General features: G+C 67.7%; 19 protein-coding genes. 5 read left to right on the plus strand and 14 right to left on the minus strand.

Annotated elements, in window-relative coordinates; translation table 11 throughout:
* The first annotated feature begins 1 nt into the window (after position 1).
* From K3A84_RS15650 to K3A84_RS15665, 4 genes are all read left to right on the plus strand, one after another.
* Positions 2-1159, plus strand: a complete 1158-nt coding sequence (locus tag K3A84_RS15650) for an alpha/beta hydrolase family protein (RefSeq protein ID WP_225010289.1) — start codon at positions 2-4, stop codon at positions 1157-1159.
* Positions 1156-1935: a cyclase family protein gene (locus tag K3A84_RS15655; protein ID WP_225010290.1), complete on the plus strand. Its 780-nt coding sequence runs from the start codon at positions 1156-1158 to the stop codon at positions 1933-1935. The genes K3A84_RS15650 and K3A84_RS15655 overlap by 4 nt, the downstream gene beginning before the upstream one ends.
* Positions 1936-1939: 4 nt before the next feature.
* Complete coding sequence (locus tag K3A84_RS15660) at positions 1940-2911, plus strand: fumarylacetoacetate hydrolase family protein (protein ID WP_225010291.1); 972 nt, start codon at positions 1940-1942, stop codon at positions 2909-2911.
* A gap of 269 nt (positions 2912-3180) precedes the next feature.
* A complete protein-coding gene (locus K3A84_RS15665; RefSeq protein WP_225010292.1) occupies positions 3181-3873 on the plus strand; it encodes a response regulator transcription factor in 693 nt (230 codons plus the stop codon).
* Positions 3874-3896: 23 nt separating this feature from the next.
* Here K3A84_RS15665 and K3A84_RS20550 read toward each other — a convergent pair whose 3' ends face one another.
* The 6 genes from K3A84_RS20550 to K3A84_RS15695 all read right to left on the minus strand — a co-directional run bounded on the left by K3A84_RS20550 (position 3897) and on the right by K3A84_RS15695 (position 8774).
* Complete coding sequence (locus K3A84_RS20550; RefSeq protein WP_225010293.1) at positions 3897-4490, minus strand: peptidoglycan-binding protein; 594 nt, start codon at positions 4488-4490, stop codon at positions 3897-3899.
* 14 nt (positions 4491-4504) lie between these two features.
* Positions 4505-4852 carry a hypothetical protein gene (locus K3A84_RS15675; protein WP_225010294.1) on the minus strand — a complete coding sequence of 116 codons (348 nt, stop codon included), beginning with the start codon at positions 4850-4852 and terminating at the stop codon, positions 4505-4507.
* Positions 4853-4875: 23 nt separating this feature from the next.
* A complete protein-coding gene (locus K3A84_RS15680; RefSeq protein ID WP_225010295.1) occupies positions 4876-5325 on the minus strand; it encodes a hypothetical protein in 450 nt (149 codons plus the stop codon).
* Between the two features lie 123 nt (positions 5326-5448).
* A complete protein-coding gene (locus tag K3A84_RS15685; RefSeq protein WP_225010296.1) occupies positions 5449-6828 on the minus strand; it encodes a beta strand repeat-containing protein in 1380 nt (459 codons plus the stop codon).
* 181 nt (positions 6829-7009) lie between these two features.
* On the minus strand, positions 7010-8095 hold the full coding sequence (locus K3A84_RS15690; protein WP_225010297.1) for a hypothetical protein: 1086 nt from the start codon (positions 8093-8095) through the stop codon (positions 7010-7012).
* Between the two features lie 109 nt (positions 8096-8204).
* Complete coding sequence (locus tag K3A84_RS15695) at positions 8205-8774, minus strand: hypothetical protein (protein ID WP_225010298.1); 570 nt, start codon at positions 8772-8774, stop codon at positions 8205-8207.
* Between the two features lie 109 nt (positions 8775-8883).
* Between K3A84_RS15695 and K3A84_RS15700 the strand changes: the two genes are divergently transcribed.
* Positions 8884-9591 (plus strand): cell wall hydrolase, encoded by a 708-nt coding sequence (locus K3A84_RS15700; RefSeq protein ID WP_225010299.1) that lies wholly within the window; start codon positions 8884-8886, stop codon positions 9589-9591.
* On the opposite strand, the gene K3A84_RS15705 is transcribed toward K3A84_RS15700, so the two are convergent.
* From K3A84_RS15705 to K3A84_RS15740, 8 genes are read right to left on the minus strand one after another with little or no spacing between them, the layout of a single operon-like run.
* Positions 9592-10452 (minus strand): type II secretion system protein GspK, encoded by an 861-nt coding sequence (locus K3A84_RS15705; RefSeq protein WP_225010300.1) that lies wholly within the window; start codon positions 10450-10452, stop codon positions 9592-9594.
* Positions 10449-12527, minus strand: coding sequence for a type II secretion system secretin GspD (gene gspD, locus K3A84_RS15710; protein WP_225010301.1), 2079 nt, complete (start codon positions 12525-12527; stop codon positions 10449-10451). Before gspD ends, K3A84_RS15705 begins: the two co-directional genes overlap by 4 nt.
* Positions 12528-12532: 5 nt before the next feature.
* On the minus strand, positions 12533-13072 hold the full coding sequence (locus K3A84_RS15715; RefSeq protein ID WP_225010302.1) for a hypothetical protein: 540 nt from the start codon (positions 13070-13072) through the stop codon (positions 12533-12535).
* Positions 13032-13583 carry a type II secretion system protein GspM gene (gene gspM / locus K3A84_RS15720; protein WP_225010303.1) on the minus strand — a complete coding sequence of 184 codons (552 nt, stop codon included), beginning with the start codon at positions 13581-13583 and terminating at the stop codon, positions 13032-13034. The genes K3A84_RS15715 and gspM overlap by 41 nt, the downstream gene beginning before the upstream one ends.
* Positions 13580-14578: a PilN domain-containing protein gene (locus K3A84_RS15725; RefSeq protein WP_225010304.1), complete on the minus strand. Its 999-nt coding sequence runs from the start codon at positions 14576-14578 to the stop codon at positions 13580-13582. Before K3A84_RS15725 ends, gspM begins: the two co-directional genes overlap by 4 nt.
* Positions 14575-15231, minus strand: a complete 657-nt coding sequence (locus K3A84_RS15730; RefSeq protein WP_225010305.1) for a prepilin-type N-terminal cleavage/methylation domain-containing protein — start codon at positions 15229-15231, stop codon at positions 14575-14577. The genes K3A84_RS15725 and K3A84_RS15730 overlap by 4 nt, the downstream gene beginning before the upstream one ends.
* Complete coding sequence (locus tag K3A84_RS15735; RefSeq protein WP_225010306.1) at positions 15228-15602, minus strand: PulJ/GspJ family protein; 375 nt, start codon at positions 15600-15602, stop codon at positions 15228-15230. Before K3A84_RS15735 ends, K3A84_RS15730 begins: the two co-directional genes overlap by 4 nt.
* Positions 15595-16050: a prepilin-type N-terminal cleavage/methylation domain-containing protein gene (locus K3A84_RS15740; RefSeq protein ID WP_225010307.1), complete on the minus strand. Its 456-nt coding sequence runs from the start codon at positions 16048-16050 to the stop codon at positions 15595-15597. Before K3A84_RS15740 ends, K3A84_RS15735 begins: the two co-directional genes overlap by 8 nt.
* Positions 16051-16055 lie beyond the last annotated feature (5 nt).

Raw genomic sequence — 16055 nt, forward strand, 5'->3', positions numbered from 1 at the left:
AATGGCACTTTTTGAATACTTTCCGAACTACATCTGGAACCTGTCGGTCGCGATCGCGCTCGAAAGCGGAGGCCAGATCGGCGAGATCATCGACATGTGCCAGCCGATCCGCGATGCGGCGGCGAGCGGCGCGGACGCGGGCACGCCGCAGTTCATGGCGCAGTGGGTGGCGATGGGCGACAAGCTGCTCACCCTTGCCGCCGAGGACGAGGCCAAGGGCCGGCTGTTCTCCGCTTCGAACAAGCTCGAACGCGCTTCGCTCTACCTGATTACCGCCGAGCGAATGCAGGGCCACGGACACCCGGGGCGCAAGGAAACCTTCGCCAAGGCGCGCGCCGCGTTCGACAAGTCGACCGCGCTGGGCCAGCTCAATCGTGAGCGCGTCGAGATCCCGTTGGCCGAAGGCACCATGCCCGCGCTCTACACCCGCGCGCCGGGCGATGGTGCGAAGCCGGTGGTGGTGTTCTGCAACGGCCTCGATAGCTGCAAGGAACTGCTCTACTGGACGCGCCTGCCGGAAGAACTCGCGCGGCGCGGCATTTCCACGCTCTGCGTCGACCAGCCCGGCTCCGGCGAGGCGCTGCGCTTGCAGGACCTGCCCGTCGATCCGCATAGCGAGAGCTGGGCGAGCAAGGCGGTCGACTGGCTGGAAACGCAAGCCGACGTGGACCCGAAGCGCATCGGCATGACCGGCATCTCGCTCGGCGGCCACTTCGCGCCGCGCGCGGTCGCCTACGAGCCGCGCTTTGCCAGCGGCGCGGTGTGGGGCGCCAACCACAACTGGCGCGAGGTGCAGGACAAGCGGATGAAGCGCGAGGGCGAGAACCCTGTGCCGCATTACTGGGCGCACGTGATGTGGGCCTTCGGCGTGCAGGACATGGACGATTTCCTTGCCCGCAGCACCAACATGAACCTCAACGGCCACATGGACAGGATCAAGGTGCCGTTCCTTGTCACCCACGGCGCCAATGACCGCCAGATCAGCGTCGACTATGCCGACGACCTCTACGACCAACTGGTCAATTCGCCGCGCCGCGAAAAGGTGATCTTCACTGCGCGCGAAGGCGGTGTTGAGCATGTCGGCGCGGACAACATGGCCTATGGTCGCGACCTGATCTCGGACTGGTTTGCCGAGACGCTTGGAGGGAAAACCGCATGACGCGTCGTTTCGTCGATCTGTCGATCCTGCTCGAAAACGAGGTCGTGACGGATCCGCCGTTCATGCGGCCTCACATTGAATACCAGAAGCACGGCGAGACGCTGCCCGAACTGGCTTTCTTCTTCCCGGGCGTCACGGCCGAGGACACGCCTGATGGCGCAGGGTTCGCGGCGGCCGAGAAGGTCACGCTGACGACGCACAACGGCACGCACCTGGATGCGCCGTGGCACTTCCACCCGACTCAGGACGGCGGCAAGCCTGCCATGACGATCGACGAAGTGCCGCTCGAATGGTGCTTCCAGCCGGGGGTGAAGCTGGATTTCCGGCACTTCCCGGATGGCTACGTGGTGACCGCGCAGGATGTCGAGGACGAACTGAAGCGCATCGGCCATGAATTGCAGCCGCTGGAGATCGTGCTGGTGAACACGGCGGCAGGCAAGGCGGTGGGCAATCCCGACTTCGTCAACATCGGCTGCGGCATGGGCTATGAAGCGACCATGTACCTGACCAGCCGGGGCGTGCGCGTGACCGGCACCGACGCGTGGTCGTGGGATGCGCCCTTCAGCTACACCGCGCAGAAGGTCAAGGAAACCGGCGATACCTCGCTGATCTGGGAAGGCCACAAGGCCGGGCGCGATATCGGCTATTGCCACCTCGAAAAGCTGCACAACCTGGAAGCGCTGCCCGCCAGCGGCTTCACCGTCAGCTGCTTCCCGCACAAGATCAAGGGCGCGTCCGCAGGCTGGACCCGCGCCGTCGCCATTTTCGAGGACTGAGTCGATGCGTCTTGCCACCCGTGCCGATGGCTCGCCCGATGGCGAATTGATGGTCGTTTCCGCCGATGGCGCTCGCTGGCGCGCCGCCGGGGCGGAATGGCCGAACCTGCTGGCCGCCATGGAGCATTGGGATGTGGCAGAGCCCGCCTTGCGCGCGCTGGCAGACGCTGAGGGCAGTGGCTGGGAGGCGTTCGAACCCACGCAGGCGCGCGCGCCGCTGCCGCGTTCGTGGCAATGGCTCGATGGCTCGGCCTTTTCCACTCACGGTGATCTGATGCAGGTGGCGTTCGGGCTCGATCCGATCTCTTCGGACCGTCCCTTGATGTATCAGGGGATGTCCGATCGCTTCCTCGGGCCATGCGAGGAAGCCCGCTTCCCCAGCGAGGCGGATGGCATCGACTTCGAGGGCGAATTCGGCGTGATCGTCGATGCCGTGCCGATGGGTGTCAGCGTCGAGCAGGCCGCGCGGCACATCCGCCTGCTGGTGCAGATCAACGACTGGTCGCTGCGCGCGATCGCCCCGATCGAGATGAAGACCGGCTTCGGCTGGGTGCAGGCCAAGCCCGCGTGCAGCATGGCGCCGTTCGCGGTGACGCCCGATGCGCTGGGGGCGGACTGGCGCGAGGGGCGCGTGTGCCTCGACCTCTGCGTTGATTGGAATGGCGAGCGGTTCGGGCGCGTGGCGGGCGAGGAGATGGCCTTTTCGTTCCCCGAACTCGTCGCCCATGCCGCGCGTACGCGCGATCTGGTGGCGGGCACGGTGATCGGGTCGGGCACCGTGTCCAACGCCGCCTATGCGGAGCGGGGTTCCGCCTGCATTTCCGAGCGTCGTGCGATCGAGATGATCGCGCACGGCGCGCCGCGCACGCCCTTCATGACCGATGGCGATGGCGTTCGCATGGTTGCGGAGACGGCGCAGGGCGGGCAACCGTTCGGCGGGATCGACCAGCGTGTTAAGGTGATTGGCATGGCTTGAAATATTCGCTCTGGTGCAGGCATCGTCGTGACCTGACGCTGGCGCTGAATATCCTGTAAATCGTTAGAAAATCCCGATTTGGTTCGATGCCGCGAATATTACAGTCGCGGCACATACGTCATTATCTCGCAACAGGTTCGACTTACCGCGAATCCCATCGGCGCTCGTTCTTCCGGGCGCCGCGCTTTTGGGGCGTGGGGGCGCGTCGTTTTCAGATGGCTAGAAAGCCGGTTGTCCTGTTGCAGGAGCCCGATGTCACGCGACGTCGGATGATGGAATTCAACCTCGAGATGGAGGGCTTCGCGGTGCTTGCGCCGGAGTCGCTGGCGGAGCTTGAGCGCTCGCTGCGCGACGCCGACTTCGATCTTGCGATCCTCAACTGGGAGGGGGCGGATCGCCAGGTGCTGTCCGCGCTTCAGGCCCTCAAGTCCGGCACCGACGGGCGCTATGTGCCGCTGCTGGTGATCGGCGGGCCGGTGAGCGAGGATGACCGCCTTGTCGCCTATCAGGCGGGTGTGGACGACATCATGGTCAATCCGTTTTCGGTGGCCGAACTGCTTGCCCGCATCCGCGCAATCCTGCGGCGCACCTCGCCCGAGCTGGGCGGGCGGATCGTGCGTGTTGCCGGGCTGACGCTCGATGTCGACAGCGGCCGCGTCTCGCGTGATGGCAAGGACATGCACCTCAGCCAGACCGAGTTCCGCATCCTGCAATACCTGATGGAGCACGCGGGCAAAGTGCGCACGCGCGAACAGATTCGCGCTGCCGTGTGGGAAAAGGCCGGTCAGGTGGAAATCCGCGCGATCGACGTGCGCATCACCCGGCTGCGGCGTCACCTGCGACTGGCGGGCGGCAACGAGCTGATCCGCACGATCCGTTCGATCGGCTATGTCCTGACCGACGAACAGCCGCGCGCACAGTGGGAGCGTGCTGAAGCCGAAAAGCTGCTGTCGCAGGCCTAGGCCTGCGCCGGGGTGTCCCCGGATCAGCTCAGCAATTGCCCGATCGTGTCGCGATCCAGCGTTCCGGTGGGCGCAATGCCACGGGCCTGCTGAAAGGCCCGCACCGCATCCGACAGCGCCACCGGGTCGCCGGCATCCTCGCTGGTGCCCAGAAAACCCATCGCCACCAGCCGTTCCGCGATCCTGCGCAGCATTGCGGGATCGACCGAAGCGCCAAATTGCGCGCCGGGATCGCGTGCGGCGGAGGCTGCTACGGGTGCGATCGGCGGGGCGGGCGCAGCCAGTGCGCGGCTGGATGCCGACGAGGCCAGCGGCGGCGTTTCGACCCCGTCTGCAGCGGCGGTTGCCGCAGCGGCGATCGAGACGCTGGCCGTCGGGCTGACGTCGTCGCCCTCGGTTGTGGGGCTTGCCGCGGCGGGCGACGGCTGGCGTGCTTCTGTCGGCCAGCGACTGTCTTCATCGTGCGGTGCGCTATCGACCGGCGGCGTTGCCTGTTCCAGCATGGGCGAGGCCGCGGTCGAAGTCGGCGGCGGGGCAGCGCGCAACGCTGCGCCCGAAAGGCAGGCCAGCCCGGCCACCACGCCCGAAAACGCGATTGTTGCCCGACCGGCGCGCACCCCTGCGGACCGTCTCAATTGCCGGTGAAGGTGCCGGTAGCGGTGGTCGTGCCCCGATTGCTCCCGGTGATGGTGTTGCCGTTGATCGAGTTCTGGTCGCCGGTGATCTGGTTGTAGACGCAGTACCCACACGAACTGATCGAGCGGTACATCGTCGTCACCTGCTTGCCCACGGTTTCGACTTGCGCGTTCGCGGCTTCGGTCTGGTGCAACTGGGCCGAGGCGAGCGCGCGGCTGGCGCCGCCGTTGTAGCCGAGCGTACCCCAGGCGGCAGCGGATTCACCGGCCAGCGCAGGCGTGGTGAAACCGGCGATGACGAGCGCGGCGGAAGCGGCGAGGGTGGCGATCTTGCGAAGCGTCATGGCAATGCTCCTGATGAAACGGGTCAGCCCTTGGGCTTGGTCGAGATGGCGAAGCCCGATTGCAGGCCGATCGCGGAAATGGTGACGGCGCCGGTGGCGCTCGACTGTTCGCCGTCGATCGTGCCCATCGAGGTGACGCTGCCCGAGTTGATGGCGTTGGTCTTGATGTTGGAGATCGAAACGCTGACCGGAGCGCCCGTGGAATTGCTGATGGTGGTGGCATCGCTGGTCAGCGTCTGGCGGGGGTCGTACGTGACGACCGCGCCCTGCGACACGAGGCTGATGGCGTTGCCCGATCCGCCAAGGATCTGCGGATTGTTGATGCTGCCGTTGAGCGTGACGTTGCCATTGTTGATGGCCGTCAGCGTGGTGTCCTGGTCCGCGACGATCTGCGCGGCGGCGGGCATGGCGGCAAGCGTGGCCGCGCAGGCTGCGTGCAAGGCCAGATGGCGAGCGAATCGGCAGGTGTTCATCGTCATTCTCCGGTCCCTTGCGCGCCGTTCCAGCCGGCCTTGAAAACGACGAAAAGGAGGGGCCGCGAAGCCCCTCCTTTCCGTTTGGAGACGGATGTCGAAAAACGCCATCCGCGTGTCCGCTTACTTCGTGAACAGCGTGAACGCCTGCGAGGCCGAAGCGCCGATCGCAGCGGTCGAAACGCTGTTGTTGACGCCGCCGGCGATCGTCGCGCCGCCGATGCCCGAGTCGACGTTCACAGCCGAGAAGTTCGCGGCCAGGATCGTCGGCGTGCCGCCAACCAGGTTGTTCGAGATCGCCGAACCGGCACCCGACACGTCGGTGACCGAGAACGAGTACGAAGCCGAGGCACCGATGCCCGCAACGCTGATCGAGTTGTTGCTGCCATCGGTGTTGCTGATCGCGACGGTGCCGATCTGCGTGGTGTTGGTCACGCCGGGCAGCGGATCGACGTCGAGCGCGGCGACATCGCCGGTGGCCGAGTCATAGGTGCCGCCATTGACAGAGGTGATCTTCACGCCATCGGTGCTGAACGCGGCGTTGCCGTCGGCGTCGATCGTCGCGCCGATGCCGGCCGAGTTGGTCACGTCACCGCTGTAGACGGTCAGCGCATAGGAAACGCTGGCCGACGAACCGAGGGCAGCGGCCGAAACCGAGTTGCCGTTGGTGCCGGTGATTTCGACGGCGTCGATGATGCCAGCCGGGTCGAGCGTGGCGTTGTCGGTGGCGCCGGGGCCGGTGACGATCACGTTGGCGGCGTTGGTCGAGGTGACGGTCAGACCGTTGGCATCACCACCAGCGGCCTGGCTCAGGTTGAAGGTGCCGGTTTCCGAACCCGAGAGAACGGTCGACGACACACCGGCGCTGGCCGACGAGCCGATGCCCGCGAAGCTGACCGAGTTGCCGTCGCCGGCAACGCTGCCGCCCGCGATCGACGAACCGACGTAGACCGTCTGGGCTTCGCCGTCGGCGTTCAGGTCGTTGGTGGCCGTGACCGAGGTGGCGGGCGCGGTGTAGCTGAACACCTGGTCGCCGGCGATCACGGTGGTCGAAGCGTTCAGACCGGCCGAGGCGCCGAGCGCGACGCGCGAAACGCTGTTGAGCTGGCCAGCAACGCCGCCCGAAACGTCGATCGCACTCAGGTTGGTGACGCTGCCCGCGTTGGTGGCGCTGACGTTCAGGTTGTCGGCGGCGAGGACGCCGGTCAGGCTGCTGTCGGTCGAGGTGGTGGTGTTGAAGCCGACCGAGGCGCTGGCGCCGAGGGCTGCGCCGCTGACCGAGTTCTTGGTGCCGTCGAGCTGCGACACGATCATGCCGGTGCCGACGCCGGTCGAGCCGAAGTCGTTCAGTGCGACGCTGTTCTGGTTCGTGGCGGTCACGGTGGCGTCAGCGCCTTCGGTGCCGATCGTCCACGTGTCGGCGACCTGCGCGTGCGCGGCGGTGCTGGCGAGAAGAGCGGTCGCGCCGAGCAGCGCGATCTTCATCTTGTTGATGGTGGTCACGTTCATACCCCTATTGTTCTTGGTAAAAACCCCGTTTCTAGCCCCGTAGGTACTAGCACGTGCCCATTGGAGTGGTTCCTTGAAACAACGGTGACTCTACGGAGAATCGGGCGATCTATTTGCTTAATGGAAGTGCAATATTTCACCGCGATAACTCACCAATCCACTGATATTACGCGTTTTATCGTGGTTTCACTTCATTCGAGCCGACCGTCGGTGCAGACGCTGCGGGGGCCTGCGTCTGGCCGTTCTGGCCTTGCAGAGCGCCCCTGGGAGCCGTTTCCGGAAGTGCGGCGGGCGGCGCAGCGGGAACCGGCATCAAAGGCGCCGGAGTCGGCATCCTCGCCCCCTGCTTTGGCGCCTTCTTACCCTTTTCACGCTCGAACTGTTCGGCTTCCTGCTGGTTGACCGCACGGTGGTAGCCCTTCAGCGCATCGACCATGCTGCGGCAGTTGTCGGGCACGATCGGCATGGCGGCCAGCACGTCGGCGACCGACAGCGCCACCACGTCGCGGGTCGCTTCCTGCAGGCGCTGCTGGTCGTTGAAGCCCAGCGTGCCGGTCACCAGCGTGCCGTTGCCGCCGCCCATGATCCGCGCGATGCCAAGCCCGCCCGAACGATAATAGATCTGCCGGTTGAGCGAGCTGATCGCCATCGTCATGCGGTCGCCGGGACGATACATTTCGGCCGACACTTCCAGCGAGGCCCCGCGCACGTCGTAGTAGGGCCCCACGCCGCCCACGCGCATGTCCATCGACGGGCCGCCGATGAAATCGAGCGCGGTGAACGCTGTCGAGATGATGAAGTTGGGCGCGCGCGTCTGCTGCGCTTGCGCCAGCGACTGTTCCAGCCCCGGGCCGCCGAACTGGCGCAGGGCGCGCTCGGTGTTCAACTCGTAGTAGTTCATGGCGAGGCCGCCCGCGCGGATCACCGATTCGGCGGCCCAGATCGCCGCGGTGCCCTGCGGCAGGAACGAGCCGGTCGCGCCTTCGTAGCCGTACGAGGTCTTGCCGGTGCCGTCCGAATGCACCGCGATGCCGAAGCGGATCTTGTTGAGCACGTGGCTGTCGCGGATGCAGGTCAGCGCCTTGACGATGTCCTCGCTCGGCAGGCTCTGCTGCGGCGGTGGTGCTTCCTTCAGCGTGATCCTGTGCCGCGTCGAAATGGGCAGCCCGCACCCGGCGAGCGGCAGCATCGCTGCCGCTGCAACAAGGATGCGGGCCGCGCGCCAAGCGGAAGTGCCGACGGTGTTCTGGGTCAGGGTCATGGGATCCGCTTGTCTGGCCTGCCCTGCGGGAACAGCGGGGGAGGCGGGCTTGTCTGGGTATCGGCAATGTGGTCGGCCGCATCATCGTCGAAGCGGCGGTTAACCATGATCAGGCGGGCTTCTTGCGTTCTTCGATCTGCACCGCGCAGGGGCCGAGATAGGTCTGCTTGAAATCGAACGTCGCGAGGTCCGTGGCGTTGGTCATGAACATCTGCGCAGTCTGCGTGGCCGGATCGTAGTCGGACAGGATCATCAGCTTGGACACGCCGCCATCCATCGGCAGGGTCAATTCGACGCGTTCGGGCCACAGGTCGATGACCCGTTCGAACGTGCCTAGCGTTCCTGCGGTGAGACCGTCCGGATCGGACAGGATCCTGGTGCGCCGGTCGATCGGTTCGGCAGGTTCGGTCGCATCGGGCGGCGGAGTGGTGCGCGCCGCGATCGGCGGCAGGCGCAGCGACAGCGCGTGATAGCTGTCGAACGTGATCTCGTTGCGATCCTGCTGCTTGAGCGGGTCGAGATTGGTCGCATGTCCCAACCGGCAGTTCAGCGTGCGATCGGGCAGGCGTGCGGGCTCGGCGGTGGCGGCTGCGGGCCGCGTCGCGCCTGCCAGGCAGCCCGGCAGAATCATCGCCGCGACAAGCGCGGTGGTCAGGTTGCGGAAACTGGTCGAAGTCATGTGCGTCATCCCGTCGCGCAGCGCGCTAGACGCTTTGCGTGACTATCGTGTGACGCGTTCGGGTCGACGCTGTCCGGAAACTGTCGCATTCGACCGATAGGCGGCTGCCATGGGCGGCCATGTCACATTTCGGGTCACGCGCGCGCTGCGCCTGGCGTTGCTGCCGCTGCTGGCCGCGCCCATGTCGGTGCGCGCGCAGGACCCCGCAACATTGCTGACACCTGCCGCGAGCGAGATGGATCGCCAGTGCCTGACGCTCGCCGTTGCCTATGAAGCGGGCAGCGAGCCGCTGGCCGGGCAGCAGGCGGTGGCCGAAGTCGTGCTGAACCGCATGGCGCACCCGGCGTTTCCCAAGTCGGTATGCGGCGTGGTGTTTCAGGGCTGGCGGCGCAGCACGGGGTGCCAGTTCACCTTCACTTGCGATGGCGCGCTGCGGCGGCGGTTGCTGCCCCGCACGCTGAGCGCGGCGCGGGCGGTGGCGGATGCCGTCCTGTCAGGAGACGCGCCGCGCCGCGTGCCGGGCGCGCTCAACTACCATGCCGACTATGTGCATCCGTACTGGGCGCCCACGCTCGATCGCGTGACCAAGCTGGGCGCGCATATCTTCTACAAGCCGCAGACCGGCGGTGTTCCGGTTTCCGGCAAGGAGCGCGACTGGTCGCTCGACCTGCCCGACCCGCAGGTGATCGCGCGCGCCGCGCAGGTCGATGCCGCAAGCCTGCCCGCGCTGGCCGCGGTGGCTGCGCCACGCATGCGGACGGCGGCACCGCACGATCCGCAGGTCTTCGCGCCCTGGGGCCTGCCGCTGCAACGTTAATCAGCGGCCCCAGTGGGCGATGGCGGGACGCAGGTCGTTGCCGGTCAGTTCCACCACCAGCACCCGGTTTGCCTGTCCACCGCGATCGTCGCGCGCGGCCACGCGGACCATGACGGTGCGGTCCTTCCAGATATCGGGATCATCGAGCGCGATCGCCACGCGCTGCCCGGCAAGCTCGCGCTTGCGTTCCAGGATCTCGGGCGAATCGTCGCGCCCGTCGAGCATGGCGCGGATCGCCAGCGGATTGGCGAAGCGCGTGTCGAAGGCCTGCGCTCCGCCATCGACGGTGGAGACCGCGGCGATGCGCGCGACGAGTTGGGGCGTGAAGCCGCGCACCTCGCCCAGTTCCTCGACCGTGCGCGGGCCATCGTTGCGCGCCGAGATCCCGCGCGGCGTGTAGTATTCGCTTTCCGCACCGTTTTCCTGCGTTTCGTCGTCCTGATCGACCCAGTCTCCGAACGAGGCGAGCGCGATCGCGCGCTGCTGTTCGGGCACGCCCAGTCCTTCGAGCAGCCAGCCCATGTTCTCGCCGTCCATGCGGTTGAGCATGACCTTGCCGCGCTCGTCCTCGACCGTGATGTCGAGCGCGACGCCGCCGAAGCTGCGGTGTTCGGTGCGCCCGTCGATGGCCCACTTGGCGCGCACGCCTTCGCTGGTCAGCCCCGCGACCGCCATCGCCACGCCCGCATCGGCGGCGGCGGAAAGACGCGCGGCCTGTGCCTCGGCAGAGAGCGTGTCGATGCGCGTGGCGGTGGCCTGCACCAGCGTGGCGGCAATCGCCGCCATAGCGCCGATCCCGGCGACGACTGCGACCATGACATAGCCGCGCTCGCTGTCCGGCAGGCGGCCGTCGCGTATCACGGAATGCGGCCCTTGGTCTTGAACGGTTCGAGCGTGGAGATCTTGGCGCGCATCTCCTCGGTGATCGCGGAAAGGTCATCTGGGTTGCGGATCACATGCGGCTTGATCAGCACGATCAGCTCGGTGCGGCGCTGGGTGTTGGTGGTGGTGCCGAACAGCAGGCTGCCCAGCACCGGAATGCGCGACAGGATCGGCAAGCCGTTCTTGTCGAAGCTCTGTGAATTGCGGAACAGACCGCCCAGCGCGATCACCTGCCCATCCTGCACCGCGACGGTGGTCGAGATCTTGCGCGTGGAGATCGTCGGCGAATTGAGGTCGGACGAGGTGGTGGTGGAAACGTCGCTCACCTCCTGCGCCACGTCGAGCAGCACCGAACCGCTGGCGTTGACGCGCGGGGTGACCTTCAGGATCACGCCGGTGTCGCGGTATTCGATGGCGTTGACCACCGGGGCGTTGGAGCCGATCGTGCTTTGCGAGCTTTGCGTCTGGATCGGCACCTGGTCGCCCACCTGCAGCGCGGCGGTCTGGTTGTTCAGCACCAGCAGCTTGGGCGCGGAGACGACCTTGACGTTGGTGCGCTTTTCCAGCGCGTTGAGCGTGGCCGAAATGTCGTTGGCGTTGGAATAGAAGTAGGAGAAGCCCGGCAGGATGCGCGTGGGATCGGTGCCCGAGGTGCTTTGCGACAGCGCGAAATTGGAATTTCCGGTCTGGAAGTTCCACTGCACGCCATAACGCAGGTCGTCGTTGAGCCCGACTTCGGTGATCGCCGCTTCGATCATCACCTGCATCGGCACGATGTCGAGCTTGCGCAGCGCGTCCTCGACGATGGCATAGTCATGGGTCGAGCCATAGACCACCACGGCGTTGTTGACGTCGTCGGACGAGACGCGGACCTTGAGCGCGCTCGCGGCACCGCCATTGCCCGATGACGCATCGCCAAAGCCTGCGCCGTTGCGGCGCGGCGCGCCGACGGGCTGGGCCGCAGGGGGGGCGTCGATGCCGTCTCCCTTGTTCATGCCGCTGCCGACCCCGTTCTGGTCGGCGGTCGCATCCATGCCGCCCGCGCTGTCGCCGCCGATGCCGAAAGTGCTGTTCAGCGTCTTGACCAGATCCTTGGCGCGGCCGTTCTGCACGCGATAGACGAACAGGCGCGCTTCGTTGTTGGTCCCTTCGCGGTCCAGCACCTCGACCCAGCGGCGCACGTCCTCGAGATATTGCCGTTGCGCACTGATCGCGATCACGCCGTTCAGCTTGTCCATGCCGATCAGGCGGACCATGCCGCGCGTCGGCGCATCGGGCGCGTTGATCAGGCGTTCCAGCTCGGGCACGATCAACCGGCTGTCGGTGCGCTGCGGCACATAGAGCGCGAAGGACATCGAGCGCAGCCAGTTGACGTCGAACTGGGCGATGATTTCGTGCGCAGCCTTGCGCTGGGCGGCGGTGCCCGCGATCACCAGCGCGTTGCGGGCATCGTCCACCTGTTGCACCGCGCCCGGCACCACGCTGTCGAGCAGCTTGCGCAGTTCGGCGGCATTGGCGAACTGGAGCGTGACCGTCTCGCTGCCGAAGCCGCGATCGGGCAGGAACGACGTCCCTTCGGCCTGCGCCGCCGCCACGGTCATGATGCGATAGCCGCTGCCCTGCCACACCATGGCGAGGTTCGCCTTCTTGAGCGCGGCTTCGAACAGCTCGATCAACTGCTGGCGGCCCACCGGGCCAGGCGTGGCAAGGCCCACGTCGACATCGCCGTCGACGCTGACCGAATAGGGAATGCCCAGCGTATCGCCGAGCACGATCTTCGCCAGCGTGCGCACGTCGGCGCTGGGGATGTTGAACTCGATGTTGCCCTTGGGCGTCTGGCGCACCGGCGCGCCGCGCGAAGGCGCGGTCGGCGGAGCCTCGCCGCCGACGATGGTGGTCTGCACGCCATCGGGCATGGGCGTTGGCGGCGGCGGGGCCTGCATCCGGCCGCGCTCGACCGGCTCGATCACCTTGGGGGCGGAGGCTTGCGCTGCACTCGGTGCCAGCGCCAGTACAAGCGCCAGCGTACGGGCGAGGGAAGGGGGCTGGTTCATCGTTCTCACTCTTCGCTCTCGCTGCTTTCGCCGTCCTGCCCTGCGGGCGCGGTTGCGCCGAAGGCCACGGAAATGGTCTTGCCGTCCTTGCGGAAGCGGCCTGAATTGTCCTCGATTGCCAGCAGGCGCCAGCCGTGGAAGGCGCCGCCCGGAACCATGCGCAACACGCGCTTGTCGGGGGTGCGCAACAGCAGCACGCGGCGGCCGCCTGCGCGCATCGCGCCGAGCACGAAAGCGCCACCGACGGGGCCTTCGGGCGGAGGCGCCGCCTGCGTGCCGTCGGCTGCCGTTGCGCCGCTTGCCCCCACCAGTCGCATCGGCGAGAACAGCGAGGGCCGGTCCGCCAGATTGGGCGCGGGCAGCGCGGCGGTGTCGGGCAGCCGCCATTCGGGCGCGCGGCCTGCGCTCGCCACCTCGGGCATCTCGCCGGGCAACGGCAGCGCAAGCTGCACGGCCGCGCCCGCCGCCAGCAGCAGCGCGCAGGCCGCGGGCAGGACCGCGCCGTTAGCGCCCGTCGGGGCTAAGGAAAGGAGCCGAAGCTTCAATTCTGACATCCACCAGATCCGATTTGAAATTGCTGAGCGCGTCGTCGGCGATCACCGTGACGCTTTCCACCGACAGCGCAGGGCGCGTTTCATTGAGCCGCGCGAGCACGGCGGCGAGCTGGGCATGGCCCATGCGTGCCTCGATCGCGGCGCGCGCCCAGCCGTCCTCGCCGGGCATCGCCTCGCTTGCCTTCACGTCCGCGCCCAGGCTCGTCACGATCGCCTCGATGCGTTCGCGCAAGGCTTCGTTGGCTTCGTCGGCGGATGGCGCGGCCATGAAGCGCGTCCGCATTGCGTCCTGCTGGCGCTCCGCTTCGTGCTGCAATACGCCCACGGCGGCGATGCGGCGTTCGTTGGCGGCGAAGGTCTGCGCCAGCATCAGCCGCTGGTCGGCGCGCGCGGAAAATCCATCGACGATCGGACCGATCACCAGCGCCAGCACGCCCGCCACGGCGACGATCAGGAGCAGCACCGCGATCAGGCGGCGCTCTCGCAAGGAAAGCTGTCTCATCGTCCGCCTCCCTTGCGGGCTTGCGCGGTCAGGTCGAAGGGCTTGCCCACTTGCGTCACCGCGCTCGCTTCGGCGCGGTTGGCGCGCACCCACACGAAGGCGCCCGATTGCTTGAGCGCGCTCACCACGTTGACCTCCTTCGCAGCGAATCCGGCAAGGCGCACGCGTTCGCCATCCCATTCCATGCGCTGGATCCAGGCATTGGCGGGGAGCGCGCGGTCGAGCGCGGCCAGCACCGCCAGCGGCTGATGCGCCCGCCGCCGCGCATCGAGCGTCTCGACCCGCTTCGCATTGGCATGGAGCCGGTCCTCGATCCGCCGCACCACCATCAACGCCGGGTCCTGCGCATCGACCAGCGCCTGCAACCTGTCGACCTGCTGCTGGTCGCGCAGCACCGCCGCGCCGACATTCACGAGCGCCAGCACCGCGACCGCACTCCACCAGAACCGGCGCGCCTGCGATTGTGGCGGCAGGATCCCGGCGGCGCGCATCGCGGGGGCAAAGTCGAAGGCGAGCGATTGCCCGTCCTCGGCCAGCGGCCCGACGTGCGCGACGGCAAGGCCTGCCTCGGCCAGCCCCGCTGCGATCGTGCCCGCCTCGGCCCGCGTCATCGCGCCCACGCGCACGGCCCGCGTATCGGGCTGAGGCCCCGGCCCGGCCACGGCAACGGCGGTGACGATGCTGTCGGCGGCCACCGGCATGATCCGGTCGATATCGAGCGCGACCAGCGCCGCCAGATCGCGCAAGGCCATCTTCGGCAGCACGAGGTGGCGCACCAGGCACAGCGCATCGGGCACCACCAGCGTATCGGTCGCACCCTCGCTCGCCACCGCGATGCGCCCGCGTTCATAGCGATGCCACGCCGAAAGGCTCTGCCCGGCCACGAAGCGCTGCGGCAGCATCGCGGCCAGTTCGTCCACCCACCAGCGCCACCCTGCGCGGGCGTACCCCGCCAGCGTGGTCATGTCGGCGTTGAGCAATTCGGACAGGTTCACGAATCCGCTCCGCAATTGCGGTCGCTGGGGCAGGGCGCGGTCTGCGCCGAAAGCGGGCGCACCATCAGCACCGGCCAGCGGCGGCCATCGCCATCGGCAAAGCCCAGCCGGATGCGCACCAGCTTGGGCAGGTCGCGACGGCCACCCCAGCCGATCTGCCAGGCATCGCGGCCCGACAGGCGATCCTTGCCGAAATAATCGATCTGCACTTGCGTTACCTCGTCCACCAGCGGCACCGCCTGCCAGCCATCGTTGAGCCCCAGCCGCGGGTCGATCCCCGCAAGCGTGGAGGCCGAATAGAGCGTCAGCGCCCGGGCAGGCGAAATCGCGAGGCGGAACTGCTGCAACGCGTGCGGCCCGCGCGCATCGAGCGCGGGCGCGGCCCAGGTCATCTGCGTGGCCGAGCCATAGAACATCAGCGTATCGCCATAGCCCTGCGTCACCGGCAGCGCGCGCGTCTGTTCGATGCGGTGGCGCAGCAGCGTCTGCGCCGTGACCACTTGCGCCGTCGCGGCATCGCGCTCCGATCCGGTGCGGTCGATCCGCGTCTCGAGGTCGATCACCGCGAGCACGAGGCTCGAGACCAGCCCGAACACGAACAGCGCCACCAGCGCCTCGATCAGCGTGAAGCCGCGTTGGCCCTGCGCGCTCACGATCCCACCTTCAGGCTGTCGAGCCGCGCCAGCACCGTGCCTGCTGCGGCATCGCGCACCACCACGTGCAGCTCGCGCAAGGGCCGGCCCGCGCCGCCCTCGCCATAGGCAGTGCTGACAATCGTCCACGCCATGTCGCCATCGCGCCCGCTCGGCGGGATCGCGGGTGCGGGCGTATCGACGCTGGCGGCGGCCATGACCGAGCGCGCCAGCAGGATCGCCTCGCGCTGCTGCCCACCGCGCGCGGCGGTCTGGCCCATCTGCCACACGGTTTCGAACACCACGCCCGCCATCAGCGCGACGATGGCCAGCGCGATCAGCGCCTCGACCATGAGGAAACCCGCGTCCTCGCGGGCGGGAGCCTTACGCATCACCGGGCCTCGCTTCGCGGAACAGGCCGGTGTCCGGCTCCACAACATAGTCGGTCGGCCCTTGCGTGGCGATCAGGCGGATGCGTCCGCCGCTCGCGCTGCCATCGGGATGGAACCAGATCTGCGCGGGCACCATGCGCACTCCGATCCGCCCGTCCTCGTCGAGCGGGACGGGCTTGTCCGCGCCCGCGGCCAGCGCCGCGCCCCGGTTGGCCACCGTCAGCGCCACCGCCGCATCGGTCCGCGTCGCACCGGCGCGCGCCGCGCCCACCGCTGCCGCCAGTTGCCCGCGCGCATGGCGCAGCGCCAGCGCATCGCGCGATCGCTCGATCGCCGGATAGGCGATCCCGGCGACGAGCCCCACCACCGCGAGCACGACCAGCGCCTCGATCAGGGTGAAGCCACGCTCGCGCGCGTCAGCAGGCGGAAGGGGAAGGGCGCGGACCATCGCCG

It is taken from the genome of Novosphingobium percolationis (assembly GCF_020179425.1).
GTDB classification, from domain to species: Bacteria; Pseudomonadota; Alphaproteobacteria; order Sphingomonadales; family Sphingomonadaceae; genus Novosphingobium; species Novosphingobium percolationis.